This window comes from Paenibacillus rhizophilus, from assembly GCF_003854965.1.
Taxonomy (GTDB): domain Bacteria; phylum Bacillota; class Bacilli; order Paenibacillales; family Paenibacillaceae; genus Paenibacillus_AQ; species Paenibacillus_AQ rhizophilus.
Window position 1 is genome coordinate 1 of sequence record NZ_RQPI01000026.1, and the last position, 17,934, is coordinate 17,934.

Here is a 17,934-nt window from a genome sequence, read left to right on the forward strand (position 1 = left end):
TGCCTCCGGCTTCCTTCAGATTCCACCTCACGGTGGACACCCTTGCCCTTGGCTAACGGTAGGCGCTCGCCAGCCCCCGTTCGGGACTTTCACCCTAGAGATGACGCCCATGCTGGGCGTACTAAAAAAACAGCAAGCCTCCGAATGACCGGAAGCTTGCTGTTTGTATTTTTCGTTCCCTTGCAGCTTTTATTTTATTATTGAATCTTCAAAACGATCTTTCCTATAGTGTTCTTCTTCTCTAAAAGGAGATGCGTCTCTGCGGCCTTTTTCAATGGATAGACACCTGACACCTCAGAGTGAATTTCTCCGCGCGCCAGTATACCGAGCGCTTCCTTCGCGGCCGCTCCTACCCTATCCGGGGCGATCTCGCTGTACCCGCCGAGCGAAAAACCGGCGATCGCTTGATTGTTGAGCCATAAACTGTTGGTTGATTGAAGCACGTCCGGTTCACCGCCCGCATTTCCCACAACGACCAATTGTCCGAGTTGGCTGAGTACATGGAGACTGCGGGAGCGCGTTTCTCCTCCCACAGGATCGAAGACGGCATGAACACCCGCTCCCCCTGTCGCGTGAAGGACACGTTCAACAAACTCATCCCGGATAAAGAGTTCGTCATAACCAAGAGATTCGGCGAGTTTCAATTTCTCGGTACTGCCGACCGTACCCATCACATGCTTTGCTCCCATCCGTTTCGCTACTTGACCAAGAAAGCTTCCGAGCCCTCCGGCAGCGGCGTGAACCAACACATTACTCCCCGCCTGCATCCGGTTCACGTCTTTTATGGCCATGTAGGCAGTCGTCAAATTAACGATGGATGCTGCTGCTGCAGCTAGATCAAGGTCCGAACCGAGTGTATCAAGCGGTACGGTCAGCGAAGCTCTTACATTCGCCATTGTCGCGTAGCCCCCAAGATTCAGCAGCGTCATGGATGCAACAGGCTGACCGATATAAAAGCCTTCTACTCCTTTCCCAATCGCTCGAACATATCCGGACACTTCCAAGCCGGGGACAAGCGGCATTGAGAATGAAGAACCAAATTCTCCGCGGCGCAACATTACGTCCGCGAATCCGACGCCGGCGTAAGCCACATCAATCGTGAGATTCCCGGGAGCCGGCCTGAGATCGGGCAATTCCATGAGCCGTAAGTGTTCTACTCCGCCAAATCCGTCAATCACCATCGCTTTCATTTCCTATTACCTCCCTCAATTCTACGGTTGAATCTATCATAATTCGCGTGCAGGGAGGCAGACAGTGTTTATTTAAACGGGTATAACATTTGATAGGTTAACGAAAAAAGACGCTGCGGCAATAACGGTTCGACGGGTAGTTAAATGATTGATTGTCCTGCAAATTCCAACATACGCTGTTCGGTGAACGTACCCTCTTCGGGGGTGTAGACACAGAGGTGCAAATCGGGATTGCCGTTGATGTGACTGAATGAATTCAGTGTAAAGATTAACGGTCCGGCCTCGGGATGGTTTAATTCAAATCGGACGGCCTTTTTATCCTGCACATCGTGCAGCTGCCATAACTTGGCGAAAGATTCGCTGTCGTTACATAGTCCTTTCACGTATTCCTCGAGCAAAGGATCGTCCGGATGCTGATCGTAATAAGAGCGGAAGATCGCCAAGCCGTATCTGGCAAACTCGTCCCAGTTGGCTATGTTCTGGCGTAAAGAAGAATCGGCGAATACAAGACGCGTCATATTGCATTCTTCCTTGGGAAGCGAATCGAAATCCGTCAAAAATATGGATGCCATCCGGTTCCAAACCAGTACATCCGTCCGGAAGGTGGCGATAATGGCAGGATAACGAATCTGTTCGACAATTTGCCTCAGCCCCGTGTCTATTCCATTAATTGGTGACGCGCTGGGGTCAGCCATCCGATCATAATTCGCCAGTCGTTGGAGGTGCAGGTGCTCTTCCGGTGATAGCAGCAGCGCTCTTCCTATTCTTTCGATAACATCTTTAGATACACGAACTTCCCGGCCCTGCTCCAACCACGTATACCAGGTCGTGCTCACTTCAGCTAACTCGGCAACTTCTTCCCGGCGAAGACCCGGAGTTCTTCTGCGGCCATACTTCCCGCTGATACCAACCATGGCAGGCTGTATCCGCTCCCGGCGCGATCTCAGAAACTGGCCTAGCGCTTTAAGCTTCCGTACTTCCATTGACACGGCACATCCCCCCTAATCTTAGAATAACATAACCACCATTCCCGCCGAAAAAATCCAACTTCCTTTATCACACGCTCTAGGCAACAGGAAAATTATGCATCTACTTAAAGTAACGGGCGTATTCAAAGGTATATCTTTAATTGAAATCATAGCCCTAAATATTGGAAGTGAGTTATCCTAGATAAAGGAGGTGCGTCTTTTGAACGGCTCAAGACTTATGAAGCTGCTGGGGCTTATTGCCGGAGTTGGAATCCTGGATATTGTAATTCTGTCGCCGGGTTTATTGGGGGTTGAAATCGGAGGTGAAAGTGCTCTTGAGACAGCATCAGGCGTAACCTTACTGGTTATTAGTCTTCTTGTGCTGCTGTACGGGAGTTATGCTTTGCTGTTTAAACCTCCTGTACTGGCTCCTGTAAAAAACATGAAAACGCATGAGGATTATATCGCCGCGCTTAGCCATTACAGAAATGCAAAAGGGCTCAAGAAGGATATTGCTCACGCCCTGGATCAGCTGGACCGGCTGGAGAAGAAGAAAACCACCTTATCAGATGTCCTTGGCCAAAAATTTGATCAAGCGGAGCTAAGCTACAAGAAGTTCCATTCCGTCATTGATGCGGTTGAACAGCTTTTTCACCTTAATATCAAAGGAATCCTGAACAAGCTTAGTGTATTCGATGCTTCCGGTCTCTCCGCTTTCACCAGCGAGCAGAATCCCCGGCAGTTTTCCAATAAACTGGTTCAAGAAAAAACAGCTCTGCACAATGAGTACTTAGCCTCGATAACAGGATACCTTGGCGCAAATGAAGAAATTCTGCTGAAGCTGGACAAATTGCTGCTGGAAATCTCTCAATTGGACAGCACTGATTATCAAAACATTGAGGATATGCCGTGCATGCAGGAAATGGATGCATTGATCAAGCAGACCAAGTTCTATAAGCAATGAAAGGGAGATGAGCATGTCTGGAAAGGGTAAAGCGTTTGTGGTGTTGGGAGTTATCGCAGTGGCCGTTTTTGCTCTTGTGTATTTCGGGATCAGTTTAACCTCCAATTTAGGCAAAAGCCAGACACAGGTAACCTCGGAAGGCTCCGCCAAGCAGCTGGATAAACTGTACAAAAGCATTACAGTAACTTCAGCGGAACCAACAAAAGGTCAAATCGACCTTGATCCCGCGTCTGTCGGCGACTCCTTGCCCGATATCTCCAAGTTCCCTGTTTCGGTGGACAACACAACGGACAGCTTCGCAGAGATTTTCTCTTCCACAGAGAAGTCGGGAACCGGCGTAGACGGGTGGTTGAACGAAGTAGCAGCAGATTTCAACAATTCCAATATTACGGTGAATGGGAAGCCGGTCTCGGTCAAGATCCGAAATATTGCTTCGGGAACTGCCGCGGATTACATCAAGTCGGGCAAGTATGTGCCGGATGCCTTCACTCCTTCCAATGAGCTGTGGGGCGAAATGGTCAAAGCGCAAGGCGTCCCAACCCAGCTTGTATCGAAGCGCCTTGCCGGTAATGTAGCCGGTATTGTCTCATCCAAGAAAAAATATGATGAGCTGGTAGGCAAGTACGGCTCCTTAAACATCAAGACGGTTACAGACGCTATTGCGAATAACGAGCTGGCCATGGGGTACACTGATCCGTTCGCCAGTTCCACCGGCCTCAACTTTCTGGTGACCGCCCTTCAGACGTTTGACAGCACGGATTTGCTTGGGGAAAAAGCAGTTCAAGGGTTCGAGCGATTCCAGGCCAATGTCCCTTTTACCGCGTCCACAACTTTACAAATGCGTGATGCGGCCAAGTCGGGAATGCTTGACGCTTTTGTCCTGGAGTACCAAACCTATGTCAATGCGCCGGATTTGAAGAGCGGCTATGTGTTTACTCCTTTTGGCGTAAGGCATGACAGTCCGCTGTACGCTTTGGGCAATCTGCCGCAAGATAAGCTGGATATTATTAAGAAGTTTGCGGAGTTCGCCTTACAGGAAAAGTATCAGAAATTAGCTGCGGAAAAAGGATTCAAGGGTCTTCCGGACTACCATTCCGAGCTTAAAGCGGTCGACGGAACCCTCCTCTCCTCCGCCCAGAAGCTGTGGAAGGAAAAGAAGAACGGAAATAAACCGATCGCGGCGGTATTTGTGGCCGATGTGTCAGGAAGTATGGACGGCGAGCCTATCAACCGGTTAAAAGAGTCGTTGTTAAAAGGTCAAAAATACCTCGGCAGAGACAACAGCATTGGTTTAGTTTCGTACTCCAGTGAGGTTTCAATCCAACTTCCGATTGGGAAATACGATGCGAATCAGCAATCGAAGTTTGTCGGAGCTGTTAACAGCCTTCAGGCCGGCGGCGGCACAGCTACTTTTGACGGTATTGTGGTGGCCATGAAAATGCTTCAGGATGAGCTGAAGGTTAACCCTGATGTGAAACCTGTAATCTTTGTCTTGAGCGACGGAGAAACGAATGAAGGGCATTCGCTCGATGAGATCAGGGGGTTAATTGAAACCTTCAAGATTCCGGTATACACAATTGGCTATAATGCGAACATCCAGGCGCTGCAAAGCATTTCAAGCATTAATGAGGCGGCAAGCATCAACGCGGATACGGACGATGTGGTGTATAAGATCGGTAATTTGCTCAACGTGCAAATGTGATTATTTTTTTAGGGAGGGATTGCCATGTCATTTACAATGGAAGTCGTCAATCCGGAGAAGATCAAGTCGGCTATTGAAGAGCAGGTTAAGCCTGTGCCCGAGGAAGTAGCCCAGCTAAAGGAGCTGGCGGTAAACAATGTCTCCACGATCCTGGAGCTGGATGTCGATTCACTGGAGAAGCGGAAAGAGATCTTGCAATCGATCGATCAATTCGGTATGAATACGATGCGGTCCTCGTCGGAGAAAAATGCTCTTTTGCAGGTGTCTGTGGGGAACCTGTCCAGAACGGGCGATGAAGGCGGCCAAGTCGCCAAGGGGTTAACCGAGCTGCAGCTTCAGTTGAAGGATTTAGACCCGAGTGTAGTGGATTTTGCCAAAAGCGGATTACTGGGCAAGTTCTTTAACCCGCTGCGCAGCTACTTTGCCAAGTATCAGAAGGCGGATGCGGTCATTTCGGACATTATAACCTCTTTGGATAAGGGCAAGTCTGTGTTGAAAAATGATAATACGACTTTGGAGTTTGAACAGCAGGCGCTGCGGGAGCTTACTAAAAAGCTGCAAAAGGAAATCCAGCTTGGCATGCTGATGGATGAAGAGATCGAGTCTCAGATTGAAGCGGCAAAATCACGTAATGAGTTGGAGGATAAAATCCGGTTCATTACAGAAGAGGTGCTGTTTCCGCTGCGCCAGCGCGTGATGGACCTGCAGCAGATGCAGGTCGTTAATCAACAGGGCATCATGGCCATTGAAGTGGTCATCCGAAATAACAAAGAGCTGATCCGCGGGGTGGACAGAGCCCGAAATGTGACCATCTCCGCCCTAAAAATCTCGGTTACCGTGGCGAGCGCGCTCTACAATCAAAAGATTGTCTTGAAAAAGATTGAACTTTTAAACCAAACCACCAACAATCTCATAAGCGGCACCTCAAAAATGTTGAAAGATCAAGGCGCGGCAATCCATAAGCAGTCTCTGGAAACGAGTATTTCGGTAGACACTTTAAAACAGGCTTTCACGGACGTGCTGTCCGCTCTGGATTCCATCAGCACTTACAAGCAGGAGGCCCTCCCCAAAATGCGTGACACCATTAATCAGTTCAGAGAGCTGGCGGATACCGGAGAACAGCAGATCCAGCGTTTGGAGAAGGGACAGAAGTTGGGCCTCTAGCAGAAGTCCGAGTTGAATACCATCAGCGCTGCCGTCTAACGGGAGGTCTCCGCGTACTCAACGGGCTTAAGCCCCGAACAAAACAGCAAGCCTCCGAATCACCGGAAGCTTGCTGTTTGTAATTTCTGGTCTTTGGCAGCTTGCCAAACCGTCCATTACAGAGTAAATATAGCGGTTACATTTTTACCGTAAACTTTCACGCATCGCACCCAGCACCAGGGTGTATCCGTCAGGGTCTTTAATATATGCATTCTTGAATTCCAAATTGCCATGTGTGCCCAAAAAAGGCTCGACAGCAATATTGCCGCCATTTAGGCGCACCTCTTCGACCAAAGGCTCTAGTTCATTCCAATTCACATGGATAAATGTGTCCCATCCGTAATCGGGGCCTTCCCATTCGGTGGGATAATCCGGACGCTTCTTGGAAGCGGCATTTGGCCGGACATCATCAGAAGAAGCTGCCTGCTGCAAGATAACGATCATTCCGCCTCGTTCGGCGTGACCCCAGCCATCAACCTTACATCCGAGAACATCACGGTAATATGCCTGTGACTTTGCAAGATCCGAAACTAAACGAACTTGAATCGTAAGTCCAAAACCCTCTTTCCGCCGGGCACTCTCGCTTTGCATTGGATTTGCCTCCCATTCTCATTATAGCCGGAATAACAGCTTCACGACAGGAATCTTTTTCAGCAGCAGCACGATCCCAAGGGAAAGGATCAGGACAGCAGCTCCATAGATCAGGTTGGCAAGCAAATTCGTACTAAAGGGCAGCAGCTTATAGTAAGGCAGCGTAAACCAGCCGACTATGACATGAATGAAATAAATCCCCAGCGTATTCGAGCCGATGATCTTAATTCCCTGCGACAGCCGAGATTTGCTCTGTTTGTAGCGGGAGGACAGGATAAAAAGACCTGCGGTAAAGATAAGGGTCATCGTGGTATCGTATCCGTCAAAAACCGTATCGAACACTTCCCCATTCGACTGACTCATGATCAGCCCGTATCCAAACAGCGCGATCAGCGCGATCAGTATGATCCCGATCAACACCGGGTTGCCCGGCCTGCGGAAACGGTTCTTTTGCAGCTTGGCCTGCAGCCATCCGCCTAAGAGTAAGTACACGATTGAAAAGGCATAAAAGCCGTTGAACACATTGAAATTATTGAAAAAGTTATAATTCTTCTCTAAATAATTGACCTTCATTACCCATTCCGCCGTATTGGCGAGATTGCTGAGGAAGACGTTCCCAAAAGTGAGCAGAAAAGCCGCGCCGAAGAAAAAGTACAGCGGCCCTTTATCTTTTTTATCGTAAATTTCTTTAATCAAGGGGAACAGGATATATAGACAGACCAGCGTCTGAAGAAACCACAGATGGTTTATTCTGTACTGCTTCCATTCGATCAAAGCTTTGACGAACTGAACCGCCGTGTAGCTGTCGCCTTTAATCGGCATCAGCACAGCCAGGGTAAGAATGCCCCAAACAACCGTCAGGATGCAGATCATGATGATTCTGTATACATGCTTTCGGAGACTATAGCTCCGGTTCAGCATCAGCGCCCCGTTGACCATGAAGAACAGCGGTACTCCGGCACTGGCCATGCCTAAGATTCCATAATTTAAATAGGTAAAAAATGAAGGATGGTAGAGAATATCGATAGGAAGAGCATTAAAGTGGTAAAAACATACCAGATAGATGGCCATCGTCTTGATCAAATCCAAATAAACGAATCGCTCCCTGGGCCTGATTTGGGAGATGCCTTCCAGATGGGCCGTTTGAACAGGCTTGAAAGAAGCTCCTGTCGCCATCCGTTCCTCACCTCGGCTTCCGCAAATTTACGACCTACCGTTTCGGCAGGCCGGCTGCCTCCATTTTATCAAAGGCGCCTTTTTGCGGCATTCTCCTTTTAGATGCTTTTGAATAACTCGATGTAGGGATGCGGGAAAAGGAGCAGTATGTTAAGAGCAAAGCAGGAGCAAATTTCTTCTGCATCATTCCTCTGCTGAATACACTGGGTATCAAGAGGTTCAAGGAGGAGGTCGTCCCAGTGCAGACGTTCTATACCGTAAGACCCGGCGAATCCGTGTCGGCAATCGCCAAGAGGTGGGAAATCCCTGTCGCTGTGCTCATCGCAGCGAACAACCTCCCGTCTCCCTATTTTATCTACCCCGGCCAGCAGCTTTCGGTTCCGTCCGGCGTGACAACCGTTCAGGTGAAACCCGGTGACTCCGTCTACTCCCTTGCGCAAGCGTACGGAGTGCCTATGGCCGCTATTATCGAAGCCAATCGGCTGAGTCCGCCATACACGATCTATATCGATCAAATGCTGATTATCCCGCCGGGTGTCCCTTACTATGTGGTACAGCCCGGAGATACTTTATATGAGCTGGCCGGCAGATACAACGTGACAACTGGCGGCGTCCGGAGACCGGATCTGATCCGCCAAGCGAACGGGTTGCCTTCCGACTTGATCCGCGTGGGAATGCGACTAATCATTCCTTACGCTCCTCCGGGCGGAGCCGGACGGCTGGCCTTTGTTGCGAACGCTGGCGGCGCCTACGATCTCTGGCTGTACGATCCGCGAAGCGGCCGAACGACAGCGGTTGGACATCAGCAGGCGGATGTCCATTCCGTGCCCTATTGGTCGCCGGACAATCGCCGGATTGCTTTTATAGGGAAGCAAGGGGTTCTATTCGTCCTGGAGGTGTTGCAGGGAATCTTGATGCAGATCGATCAACTGGAGCCCTATACCACCCTCTCCTGGTCCCCGGACAGCGCGCAAATTGCTTATACGAAGCAGGGCAGGATTGTGCTCTATGAGCTGGCTACCTTCTTCGGCAGAACACTGCCCGTTGCCGGCGCCAAGCATGTGCAGTGGTTTCCCTCCGGCGATAAGCTGTTATATGCGGCTCCGGATAACACTGGCACAGATCAGCTTTATGAGATTCGTGTCGACGCAACCGGCCAGCGCCAAATTACGTACGATACGAACAGCCCTAAGAACGATGTAAAGCTCTCCCCAAACGGGTCGTATGCCCTTTTCACCTCTCCCGGCGCAAGCATTTCCATCATTTACGTGACGGATGTCAATACAGGGAACATTTCCGAGCTCACGGGCGGACCGCTGGCGAAAAATTATTATCCGGCCTGGGCTCTGGGCAGTGCCGCCATCGCATACAGCGCAACCGATTTCGCCGAAGGCAGAGGCTACTTCTCGGCTATCCGGACCGAAAGTCCGCAAGGCGGAGGCCAACAAATTCTGTCCGTCTCCGATTGCTTTGCCACTCCCGTCACCTGGTCCCCGGACAGCGAAGCCATCGCCTACTTATCCGGCTGCCGTGGAACGGGGCTCTCCAGCGAGATCTGGATCGTCGATATCCGCCATCCCGCACCAATTCGTGTTGTTTCCGGAATAGGAGCCATCACCTCCGTACAATGGTCCTACGCAGCCGTTCCGGCGGATAACTACACACAGTTCCGCAGCGCTGAGTACCGCGTCAGCTTCCCCTACCCTGCCGCGTGGCGAGCGGTAAGCGAGACCCGGCACGAGGGCGCGGACGGTTTTTTCCAAGTCTCGGCTCTAGCCAGCGATCTGCCGTTCGCCGAGCTGTGCCGTTCCGAAGCGTATCATCCGCTGATGCCGTACGGCTCTTCGCCGCGGATTGTCCCTGCGCGAGTGCAGAACCAGGAGGCCTGCTACATCTTTCCGTCCTCGGACCAAGCGCCTGAATTGCGGAGGCAATCCGCGTTCATCGCCGTATATCCGCAGCCTGTTGTCATTAACGGCAGCACGTATCCGTACTTCATCCTCTGGGCGGATCAAGATCATCTTCAAGCGATGGTGAACGGACTGCGGTTTCTTTAATTAAAAAAATGTATCACATACCACAAGAGCCAACCCGATTGAAGGGTTGGCTCAGAGGGATAATATGAAGTTGAGCAGCAGTCCCGATAAAAAACTTCATTTTGACTGCTGTTCATGATTTAATTCTTTAAAGGTTTGCCCCATTCGTCAAATCCGCCTTGATACAGCATATTCCCCTCGGGATCATAGAGTGTGCCGTTGATAAACCGGTCGTCCGCAAAATCCCCCTCAATTTTAACCTCATCATTGGCGTAATACCAGATTGCCTTTCCTTCTCGTCGTCCCTGACTTATTTCTACGATGAGATATTCGCGTGTCTTTAGATTCAGAACAACCTCTTGCCCCTCCCAGTGCAGCGCTCCATTGTAAGAACCCTTGTACCGAAGTCCTCCGCCGGGATAATATTCGATACCCTCGGCCTGCTTTCCATCTCTCATCGTTCCTTCGAAAAACAGTTCGTCAGCGAAAAGATAGTACATTTTCCCTTCGCCATCCATTTTATCGTTCTTCCATTCCCCTTCATAGAAAACACGTCCGTTTTCGTTGTATTGCGTTCCATATCCCTCACGGATACCGCCTACCAGCCCGCCATGATACCGGATAGTCCCGTCTTCGTTATAAAGGGTATCCTTTGTATCTTTCAGGCTGATATACACCGTCTGCTTTGCTCCATTCCAGCTAATATTACGGTCAGCCGCTTCACCAATAAGTCTAAGAGGAACATAGGTTGTACCCCCCCGGGTAACTGGCGCATGATCGGTTTTAATAACTTTTCCATTAACAACCATTTCTTTCTTGCCAATAGTCAGTTTAATTACCAAGTTTCCCTTGGTGCCCGTGATCTGGCGCGTTTTGTTATCCCACTTTATACCGAACCCCATCCGCTCGAACAGGGAACGAAACTCGACATAGGTGCTATTATTAAGCGAAATTGGGGCCGTACGCAGGGGAACCTCCACCCCATCCATAACGACATGAATTGGTTCTGAATTCCGGTCTGCACGGGTACTTGGAGGAATGATGGTTCTTTTGACGATAAAACCGCCTTTATTTAAATAAATCAGCGTATCGCCGGAGAGTCCGAGTACATGATTGTATGTCGCTTCCAGCGGTATCGAAAAGGACTCCTTATGCAAGAGGTCCACACCTGTTACCTTTGCTTTATCTTCCTCTTCTTTTTCAACCCAAAGGCCATAGGACAACCCTGTAAATACTTTTGACAATTTGTAAGGAGAATCTTTTTGCAGGACGATTCCCTTCTCAGACGGAGTGGTTGCGTTCAGCTCAACATAACCCTGATTTTCCCTGAGCTTGGTCTTAAGCAAAATGTATTTGCCATTGAACGAATAATCATGCGGAAAGCTGGCTCCGTAAAAATGATCTTCACTCTTTGATCCCAAATCATAGGCTCTAATTTCATCGGATCGGTACAGATAGATAAGCCGGCCCTTACCCAGCTGAGGATTACTCCCTTCCTCGATCTCCTCCGACTCTCCGCTTGTCAAATTAAGAACTTGGACTTTGTAATGATCAACCCATGCCAAATAATTGCCATTTCCAACGGGCCCCGTTAGCGAGGATGACCCGCCGTCAACCAGTTTCTTTTTTTCCTTACTTTTCAAATTGTATCCCCATATATCACTTCCATGGAGTTCATTACTCTGAATCCAAAGAACCATTGGGCCTTGAATGGTATCCGCTATAACCGGGTTATATTTGTGGGTCTTATCGGTAGTCAATCTTTCCGTCTTTCCGTTATCCAAATTTAAAACGTAAATCGAATCATAGTGATCTTGAATTATAGTCCAGGTTAAGTAGCGGCCAGCGATATCAGCATCCTTGAGATCTTGAAAATCAACCGGTCCGACTTTGAACTTCGTCACCTCGTCTTTCCATGTGTAGTTCAGCCCTGCTGCCGCGCTAGCAGCCATCCCCCTTGTTTCCATTTCGGTTAATGCAACGAGCATCCAGACCACAAGCACACTCCAAAAGATTCGTCTCATTTTCGTTGAACCATTCCTTTCTTCTGCTGTAAGAACACGCAAAAAAACAAGCCTCTGAGCAACCCGGCTGTCTGGTTATAGCTTACTATAACGGAAGACCCGTGGCTTTGCGCCCCCGCCTTTCGAACGAGTTTGCCTTTGGTCAATCACTTGTTTCGTGATTTCTTATAGTTCTTTTGCACTTCTTTTTTTCAGTATAAATCCAGATTTAAAATTTACCAATTAAATATTTTGTTTGTCACCTTCAATTTACTTGAGATACGCACTTTAAAGTACGTACTACCTCAAACGGCCGTATGATTGTAAACTTATAGAAATTAGCGCCACGTACAAAGGAGAAGAGAAAATGAAATATACTGGGCCCGTTTACCGTCCGCCATTTGAAGCAAACTCCCTATTACTGCAAGTCACTGTAGGATGCAGCCATAATGAGTGCAGCTTCTGCACCATGTATAGCGATGTTCCTTTTCATGTCGAAACGATGGAACAAATTGAACAAGATTTACGGGAAGCGAGACGAATGTATCCTAGAGTAAACCGTATATTTTTAGTCAATGCCGACCCTTTTGCTCTAAGTGCAGATCGGCTTAAATCTATTGCTGTTAAAATTAATGAAATCCTGCCTGAAGTCGAGACTATCGCGATGTACGCCTCCGTTAATAACATAAAAAATAAAACAGATGAAGAGCTTAAACAATTAAGAGCCTTAAAGATTAATGACCTCAATATTGGGCTGGAATCCGGTATGCCCGAGGTCGTGGAACATTTTAATAAAGGATTTACGGTGGATGAAGCAAAAGTACAGTTAAAGCGTTTAACCGAGGCTGGAATAGACTTTAGTGTAAATATTATCATCGGGGGAGCCGGCAGCGAAAAAACACATGAAAATGCAATAGCAAACAGCAAATTACTAAATGAAGTTAAACCAAAGCTGATCTTTATTGCCACTTTACATGTGGATCCGGGCAGCCCGCTTGATGAAGAAGTAAAAGAAGGGCTTTTTATAGAAAATACCTTGCGCCAAAATATTGAAGAGGAAATCGAAATGTTAAGCGGACTGAGCTTAGATCATACCTATTTCTTCGGCCTTCATACATCTAATGTAATACCCGTTCACGGTATGCTCCCAGACAAGAAAAATGAAATGCTTGCGGCACTAAAAGAAGGCTTAGACTCAATCCAGGTCGAATATTTAGATGGTCACCTGAAAAAAGGTGCGGAAGGTAGGGTTTCAATACCTAGATAAGTTTTAAGGGTGGCGGAAGGAGATTATGAATGAAAGAATTATCGTCAAAAATTACAAATATTGAACCGGCTAAAATCAGAAAAATGTACGATATGGCACAAGGTTTGGACAATGTGATTAGTTTTGTAATAGGCGAACCTGAATTTGATACTCCACAAAATATTATTAACGCTGCAAAAAAAGCTATGGATCACGGCCACACTCATTACACGCCTAATTCCGGTATTCTTCCTCTACGTGAAGCTGTTAGCGCGCATTTTAAAAATTTTGATAAAGTTAGTTACAATCCGCTTGATGAAATTATGATTACAGTTGGGGGTATGCAGGGGCTTTACCTATCCCTGTTGGTCCTTACGAATCCCGGAGATGAAGTCATCGTAAGTGATCCGTGTTATACCAATTATTATGGAATGATCGAAATGAATCATGCCGTTCCGGTGACGGTTCCGGTGTACGAAGAGGAAGGGTTCAACTTTACGGAGAAAGGTTTAAGAGAAGCGCTTACCCCAAAATCTAAAGCCATCCTATTGAACACTCCATCCAATCCAACGGGTGCCGTGGCGGATCGTGAAACGATAGAAATGATAGCGCGAATAGCCATTGAACATGATTTATATGTGATCTTTGACGAGGTGTACAAGCATCTTATCTATGATGATGAAGCTTTTTTCAATATCGCCCGGATTCCCGGCATGAAAGAAAGAACCATAATCGTAGATTCCGTATCCAAATCCTATGCCATGACCGGGTGGAGAGTTGGATTCTGTCTAGGTCCGGAGCCTGTCATCTCCCACATGCAAAAAATCCAGGAATTTATGTTATCCTGCGTGAACACTCCAGCACAATATGCAGCGATCGAAGCCCTGACGGGACCCCAAGACGCTCTTACATACATGAATGAGCAATATAAAGAACGCAGAAGGATTATGGTCGATCGAATCAATAGCATTGATAAATTGTCCTGCTTAATGCCAAAAGGCGCATTTTACGTATTCATGAATATTAAAGAAACGGGCCTAACCTCAGAAGAATTTGCAATCGAGCTCCTAAAGGATCAGCATGTCGTTTTGTCTCCTGGAGATTGTTTCGGAGCTATGGGCGAAGGCTACGTGAGACTGTCCTATGCGACCTCCGTGGAGAATATTAATGAAGGATTCGATAGAATCGAGAAATTCGTGAAAAAAGTAAGCGAGAGAAGAGTTACTAATCACCGTTAACGCATTTGCTGTTACCATTGGCGATGACGGACATTCAATAACGTTATTCAAGATCAGGAGAAATTGTAAATTTCACTGGTCTTTTATTTTGTTCAAATGCAATTAGGTTGAACTATTGGCCGCAGCGTTTTTCTGAATTTCATGCATGCCCATAATCACCGCCACAAGCTCGTAAGTATCCAAATGATCGCTTTGATTGTTCAAAACATAAGCACCTGAGTCAAACCAACCGTTCACTTGTTTGAAATCGGCCACAATCTTCGATTCATCGGACACCTCATATTCCTTGGAAAATGCCGGGGATGTGATATCGTAGCTTCCTCGCCCATCGGTTTCATAGGTGAATTTCTTCGTGAACCATGCAAATCGGCTTCGCAAAACGCCTAACTGTCCCCCGCCGCCGTCCGTAATCTCCCATTCTCCAGAAAAAAACGGAAACCTTCCCTTGTACAGCAGCTGTCCGTTCTGCCCATACACATCAATCGCCGAGCCAAAAGCGCTTTTCAAGTCGATCTGACCGATACTTTCTCCCTGTTCATTCAGAATTTCCGTTACACCCGCATTAAAAAAATTATCTCTAAAATAAAGCTCCTTCGAACCATTGCCTCCTGGGAGTAATTTTTCCAAAAAAAGAATTAATCTATTTTTATATCATGATAGCATTCCAAATGTATTGAATATGATTTGAGAAAGGAAGAAGAAACCATGAATATTAAAGTTGAGACTCTTCCAACGTATCGCATCGCCTATGTGCGGCAAGTTGGTCCATATGGTCCTGCAAATACTCAAGCCATGGAAAAGTTAAAAAAATGGGCGGAAGAGAAAAATCTGCTTACTGAATCGGCAATAATACTCGGAATTCCACAAGACAACCCTGAAACAACACTTCCTGAGAACTGTAAATATGATGCATGTATCGTTATTTCAAAGGATTATTCAATGGATGATTCCATTTGCGAAGGCGAACTTTCCGAGGGAAAATATGTTGTTTTCAAAGTCAAACATACAGCGGAAGATATTCAAAAAGCATGGGCGGAAATGTTTCCAGCTTTACAAAACAGCGGATATCAAATGGACAACAAGCCAATTTTGGAAAGATACACTGGTGACATGATTAACAATCATTTTTGCGAAATATGTGTTCCTGTAAAGCCGCTATAGTCATTTGAGGAACTGCAAAAATATTTCACTTCTTTCTTGCCAAGACACAGAGCGTATCGTTATCTTCAGTATAAAGATTGCCGGAGAAGTTATTATAAAATTCCAGGTCGACAAATCCATATTTCAGTAAGATGGAGGATATTTCATCCCTTGTATACGTTTTATCCCAAATGTTATATACCTCAAAACGGCTACTTTCATCAACAATGATATATTGATCTAACTGGACGCCTGAGTCTTCATACCAATAACTTGAATCTAAACTTAAATAGGGCCCAGGCCTCCAGAACCCCCCGTTTGCCATACTCCATGTTTTTGTTTCTTTATGGTCCAAGTACTTTTGCGGGCGGAATACATCAAAAACAAATGACCCTCCAGGTTTTAAAGTTGCATAGATCTTCGTAAGTAACGTATCCCTGCTCAATTCGTCTATAACGCCAAAATCGCAGTAAATCATTAAAATGATGTCATATGGATTGGGATAGTCATACAAAATATAGTTTTCGTTTAAATAAGAAATCTCAAATTTCCCCCTGGTTGCTTGTCGCTTGGCATATTCAATAGACAATTTTGAAAAATCAATGTCCGTTACAGAATACCCTAATTTAGCCAATCGCTGTGCATATAGCCCAGGCCCGCATCCCAAATCAAGAATTTCTTTGGCATTATCTTGCCGGCATAAGTAATGATCTATCCAATGAACGGTTGAATCGATGACTTCGGGTCTCCTGCTTGCCCCATCCGACATCGGATCTAAATGTGACGCCAACAGTTGGCGGGATATATAATCGTCCGTCCACAATTGAGAGGTTCCCTCTTGAAAAATGCTCGGCTTTCCGCTCGTTTGAAGTAGTTTGGTTATCATTTTCTATGCAGCTCCTTGTTCTTAAGTAACTTGATAAAATCCCCAGTTTATTTCGTTCTCAAATGAACATGATACTACACGGGAGGTTGAGTATTATGTTTAAACCGCACACTATGCGCATCATTTTTGTGATGCTCATTATATTAATTACCGGATGCGAACGAAAAGCGGATCCTCTTCCCCAATCACGAATTGAGGAAAAACAATCTCCATCAAAAAGTAAACCCATTCAAATGATCCCTCGAGTCAACACAGATTCAATTCCCATATTGATGTATCATTCGATTGGCATCCATCCATCCAGTACGCCGCTTTAAATGAAAGCAACGATATTTGCCACCAGTGACTTTATCGGTGTTCCTAATCACTTGAATTGGGATCAGATAAAAGAAATGGAACAATCCGGATGCATTGAAATTGGTGCGCATACCCGGCGTCACGTAGAATTAACAAAAAAAACCATTACAACTTGTGGACGAAGTTTGGGGAGCTAACAAAAGATGGAGAAGGATTGGGACACCCAATAATTGCTTTTGCCTATCCTTCTGGTAAATTCAATCAGAAAGTATTACAGGTGGTTAAGCGTGCTGGATTTGAGTTTGCCGTATGAAAAAGCCTGGGTTCGCCGTAAAAAAACAGGGATTTTTAACCCTACATCGCGCGTTCGAATCCCCGGAGGCCAGCCAATGGCTGCTTTCATTCAAGAATTCCCTTAATACTGACCGGTCGTATATAAAATCGCTTCTAAATTGGAATCCATTCTACATCGGTAAAGTAAAAGTCTATTTATTTTCTGATGGACAAAAGTTTCCTCAGTTCCTGCTGCTTGGAGCATTATTGGTCAGCTTTCTTCCACCTAACTGTTCGGGATCACTCCCTTCCCTGTAATGTCCCGGAGAATGTGGAACTTAGCTGCTCGACTTGATGTTAGATACTCCACGAGTCACTCAATATTCTCGTTGCACTTGAATCCCTTCTGGTGCAATTCCTCCTGTATATGTCGGTTAGCAATTCACTGAACCTGAAGAGAGTATATCTTGCGCTGCCGTATCATGACAACAAAGCTTTCTTACATTAATAACTCACATTAATCACGATGACATAAATTAGCCCAACATAATATTTAGTTTTAGTTGTATCGGGAATTCCATTCCTGTAACGAGATGATTTAAACAAGAAAGACTGCCGGCAAATTTCTCCGACACTCTTTCTCTTCCTTATAAAGTAGTATGCTTCTCTTCATATTCGCTGGACAATTCCTTGAGCGATTTGATTTTACCATGGGGATGCTGTTCTTGCTTTCGTGACTTCCAGGTAGCTTCGTTCCTTCTCTTCTGGTGAGCCATAAAAGATATCCTCCTCTGGAAACTGAGATGTATACTACTTCCTTATGTTGTCGTTCCTGGGCTCCGTTCATTCATATAATTAATTCGTGTGAACAGAAATGGATAGATTTTCACAATTATTTCTTTGTATAAGACATGGGGTTTTGGAATGGCTGGGGTGATCACTGTCCTTCTTTTCGCCCCCTTTCCTCCCCATGCCGTCTACCCCGTCCAAGCATTTCGCCAAGAGGGTCCCAGCTAGGAAG

General features: G+C 46.5%; 16 protein-coding genes and 1 riboswitch. Of the genes, 8 read left to right on the forward strand and 8 right to left on the reverse strand.

What is annotated here, in order from left to right; translation table 11 throughout:
• Nucleotides 1-197 precede the first annotated feature (197 nt).
• Together EH198_RS23540 and EH198_RS23545 are read right to left on the reverse strand one after the other, a co-directional pair.
• Nucleotides 198-1,190: a quinone oxidoreductase family protein gene (locus EH198_RS23540; protein WP_124697930.1), complete on the reverse strand. Its 993-nt coding sequence runs from the start codon at nucleotides 1,188-1,190 to the stop codon at nucleotides 198-200.
• Nucleotides 1,191-1,330: 140 nt separating this feature from the next.
• Nucleotides 1,331-2,173: a helix-turn-helix transcriptional regulator gene (locus EH198_RS23545; protein ID WP_185703036.1), complete on the reverse strand. Its 843-nt coding sequence runs from the start codon at nucleotides 2,171-2,173 to the stop codon at nucleotides 1,331-1,333.
• Between the two features lie 223 nt (nucleotides 2,174-2,396).
• On the opposite strand from EH198_RS23545, the gene EH198_RS23550 reads away from it, so the two are divergent.
• Genes EH198_RS23550 through EH198_RS23560 form a run of 3 tightly spaced genes read left to right on the forward strand, consistent with a single transcriptional unit; the run spans nucleotide 2,397 to nucleotide 5,988 of the window.
• Nucleotides 2,397-3,122 (forward strand): hypothetical protein, encoded by a 726-nt coding sequence (locus tag EH198_RS23550; protein WP_246014513.1) that lies wholly within the window; start codon nucleotides 2,397-2,399, stop codon nucleotides 3,120-3,122.
• A gap of 13 nt (nucleotides 3,123-3,135) precedes the next feature.
• Nucleotides 3,136-4,824: a vWA domain-containing protein gene (locus tag EH198_RS23555; protein WP_124697933.1), complete on the forward strand. Its 1,689-nt coding sequence runs from the start codon at nucleotides 3,136-3,138 to the stop codon at nucleotides 4,822-4,824.
• A 24-nt stretch (nucleotides 4,825-4,848) separates the two neighbouring features.
• On the forward strand, nucleotides 4,849-5,988 hold the full coding sequence (locus EH198_RS23560; protein ID WP_124697934.1) for a toxic anion resistance protein: 1,140 nt from the start codon (nucleotides 4,849-4,851) through the stop codon (nucleotides 5,986-5,988).
• 183 nt (nucleotides 5,989-6,171) lie between these two features.
• Here the strand turns inward: EH198_RS23560 and EH198_RS23565 are convergent, their stop codons facing one another.
• A complete protein-coding gene (locus EH198_RS23565) occupies nucleotides 6,172-6,618 on the reverse strand; it encodes a VOC family protein (protein ID WP_124697935.1) in 447 nt (148 codons plus the stop codon).
• A 21-nt stretch (nucleotides 6,619-6,639) separates the two neighbouring features.
• Complete coding sequence (locus EH198_RS23570; RefSeq protein WP_124697936.1) at nucleotides 6,640-7,794, reverse strand: acyltransferase; 1,155 nt, start codon at nucleotides 7,792-7,794, stop codon at nucleotides 6,640-6,642.
• A 239-nt stretch (nucleotides 7,795-8,033) separates the two neighbouring features.
• On the opposite strand from EH198_RS23570, the gene EH198_RS23575 reads away from it, so the two are divergent.
• On the forward strand, nucleotides 8,034-9,851 hold the full coding sequence (locus EH198_RS23575) for a LysM peptidoglycan-binding domain-containing protein (RefSeq protein WP_246014514.1): 1,818 nt from the start codon (nucleotides 8,034-8,036) through the stop codon (nucleotides 9,849-9,851).
• Nucleotides 9,852-9,970: 119 nt separating this feature from the next.
• Here EH198_RS23575 and EH198_RS23580 read toward each other — a convergent pair whose 3' ends face one another.
• A complete protein-coding gene (locus EH198_RS23580; RefSeq protein ID WP_148091532.1) occupies nucleotides 9,971-11,854 on the reverse strand; it encodes a stalk domain-containing protein in 1,884 nt (627 codons plus the stop codon).
• 54 nt (nucleotides 11,855-11,908) lie between these two features.
• Nucleotides 11,909-12,001: riboswitch (cyclic di-GMP riboswitch) on the reverse strand.
• Between the two features lie 199 nt (nucleotides 12,002-12,200).
• On the opposite strand from EH198_RS23580, the gene EH198_RS23585 reads away from it, so the two are divergent.
• Entirely contained in the window at nucleotides 12,201-13,100 is a 900-nt protein-coding gene (locus EH198_RS23585; protein ID WP_124697939.1) for a radical SAM protein, read from the forward strand.
• Between the two features lie 29 nt (nucleotides 13,101-13,129).
• Nucleotides 13,130-14,317: a pyridoxal phosphate-dependent aminotransferase gene (locus EH198_RS23590; protein ID WP_124697940.1), complete on the forward strand. Its 1,188-nt coding sequence runs from the start codon at nucleotides 13,130-13,132 to the stop codon at nucleotides 14,315-14,317.
• Between the two features lie 102 nt (nucleotides 14,318-14,419).
• Here EH198_RS23590 and EH198_RS23595 read toward each other — a convergent pair whose 3' ends face one another.
• A complete protein-coding gene (locus EH198_RS23595) occupies nucleotides 14,420-14,944 on the reverse strand; it encodes an LURP-one-related family protein (protein ID WP_124697941.1) in 525 nt (174 codons plus the stop codon).
• Nucleotides 14,945-15,022: 78 nt separating this feature from the next.
• Here EH198_RS23595 and EH198_RS23600 point away from each other — a divergent pair, with 78 nt between their 5' ends.
• On the forward strand, nucleotides 15,023-15,478 hold the full coding sequence (locus EH198_RS23600; protein ID WP_124697942.1) for an AraC family transcriptional regulator: 456 nt from the start codon (nucleotides 15,023-15,025) through the stop codon (nucleotides 15,476-15,478).
• A 25-nt stretch (nucleotides 15,479-15,503) separates the two neighbouring features.
• On the opposite strand, the gene EH198_RS23605 is transcribed toward EH198_RS23600, so the two are convergent.
• Entirely contained in the window at nucleotides 15,504-16,343 is an 840-nt protein-coding gene (locus EH198_RS23605) for a class I SAM-dependent methyltransferase (RefSeq protein WP_124697943.1), read from the reverse strand.
• Nucleotides 16,344-16,660: 317 nt separating this feature from the next.
• On the opposite strand from EH198_RS23605, the gene EH198_RS23610 reads away from it, so the two are divergent.
• Nucleotides 16,661-16,837 carry a polysaccharide deacetylase family protein gene (locus tag EH198_RS23610; RefSeq protein WP_124697944.1) on the forward strand — a complete coding sequence of 59 codons (177 nt, stop codon included), beginning with the start codon at nucleotides 16,661-16,663 and terminating at the stop codon, nucleotides 16,835-16,837.
• Between the two features lie 723 nt (nucleotides 16,838-17,560).
• On the opposite strand, the gene EH198_RS24935 is transcribed toward EH198_RS23610, so the two are convergent.
• Entirely contained in the window at nucleotides 17,561-17,689 is a 129-nt protein-coding gene (locus EH198_RS24935; protein WP_221621564.1) for a DUF6254 family protein, read from the reverse strand.
• Between the last annotated feature and the right edge of the window lie 245 nt (nucleotides 17,690-17,934).

Excerpts from the sequence above, each read along its gene's own strand:
- EH198_RS23540 (WP_124697930.1), bottom strand. The coding sequence starts at position 1,190 with ATGAAAGCGATGGTGATTGACGGATTTGGCGGAGTAGAACACTTACGG.
- EH198_RS23545 (WP_185703036.1), bottom strand. The coding sequence starts at position 2,173 with ATGGAAGTACGGAAGCTTAAAGCGCTAGGCCAGTTTCTGAGATCGCGC.
- EH198_RS23550 (WP_246014513.1), top strand. The coding sequence starts at position 2,397 with ATGAAGCTGCTGGGGCTTATTGCCGGAGTTGGAATCCTGGATATTGTA.
- EH198_RS23555 (WP_124697933.1), top strand. The coding sequence starts at position 3,136 with ATGTCTGGAAAGGGTAAAGCGTTTGTGGTGTTGGGAGTTATCGCAGTG.
- EH198_RS23560 (WP_124697934.1), top strand. The coding sequence starts at position 4,849 with ATGTCATTTACAATGGAAGTCGTCAATCCGGAGAAGATCAAGTCGGCT.
- EH198_RS23565 (WP_124697935.1), bottom strand. The coding sequence starts at position 6,618 with ATGCAAAGCGAGAGTGCCCGGCGGAAAGAGGGTTTTGGACTTACGATT.
- EH198_RS23570 (WP_124697936.1), bottom strand. The coding sequence starts at position 7,794 with ATGGCGACAGGAGCTTCTTTCAAGCCTGTTCAAACGGCCCATCTGGAA.
- EH198_RS23580 (WP_148091532.1), bottom strand. The coding sequence starts at position 11,854 with ATGAGACGAATCTTTTGGAGTGTGCTTGTGGTCTGGATGCTCGTTGCA.
- EH198_RS23585 (WP_124697939.1), top strand. The coding sequence starts at position 12,201 with ATGAAATATACTGGGCCCGTTTACCGTCCGCCATTTGAAGCAAACTCC.
- EH198_RS23590 (WP_124697940.1), top strand. The coding sequence starts at position 13,130 with ATGAAAGAATTATCGTCAAAAATTACAAATATTGAACCGGCTAAAATC.
- EH198_RS23600 (WP_124697942.1), top strand. The coding sequence starts at position 15,023 with ATGAATATTAAAGTTGAGACTCTTCCAACGTATCGCATCGCCTATGTG.
- EH198_RS23605 (WP_124697943.1), bottom strand. The coding sequence starts at position 16,343 with ATGATAACCAAACTACTTCAAACGAGCGGAAAGCCGAGCATTTTTCAA.
- EH198_RS23610 (WP_124697944.1), top strand. The coding sequence starts at position 16,661 with ATGAAAGCAACGATATTTGCCACCAGTGACTTTATCGGTGTTCCTAAT.
- EH198_RS24935 (WP_221621564.1), bottom strand. The coding sequence starts at position 17,689 with ATGGCTCACCAGAAGAGAAGGAACGAAGCTACCTGGAAGTCACGAAAG.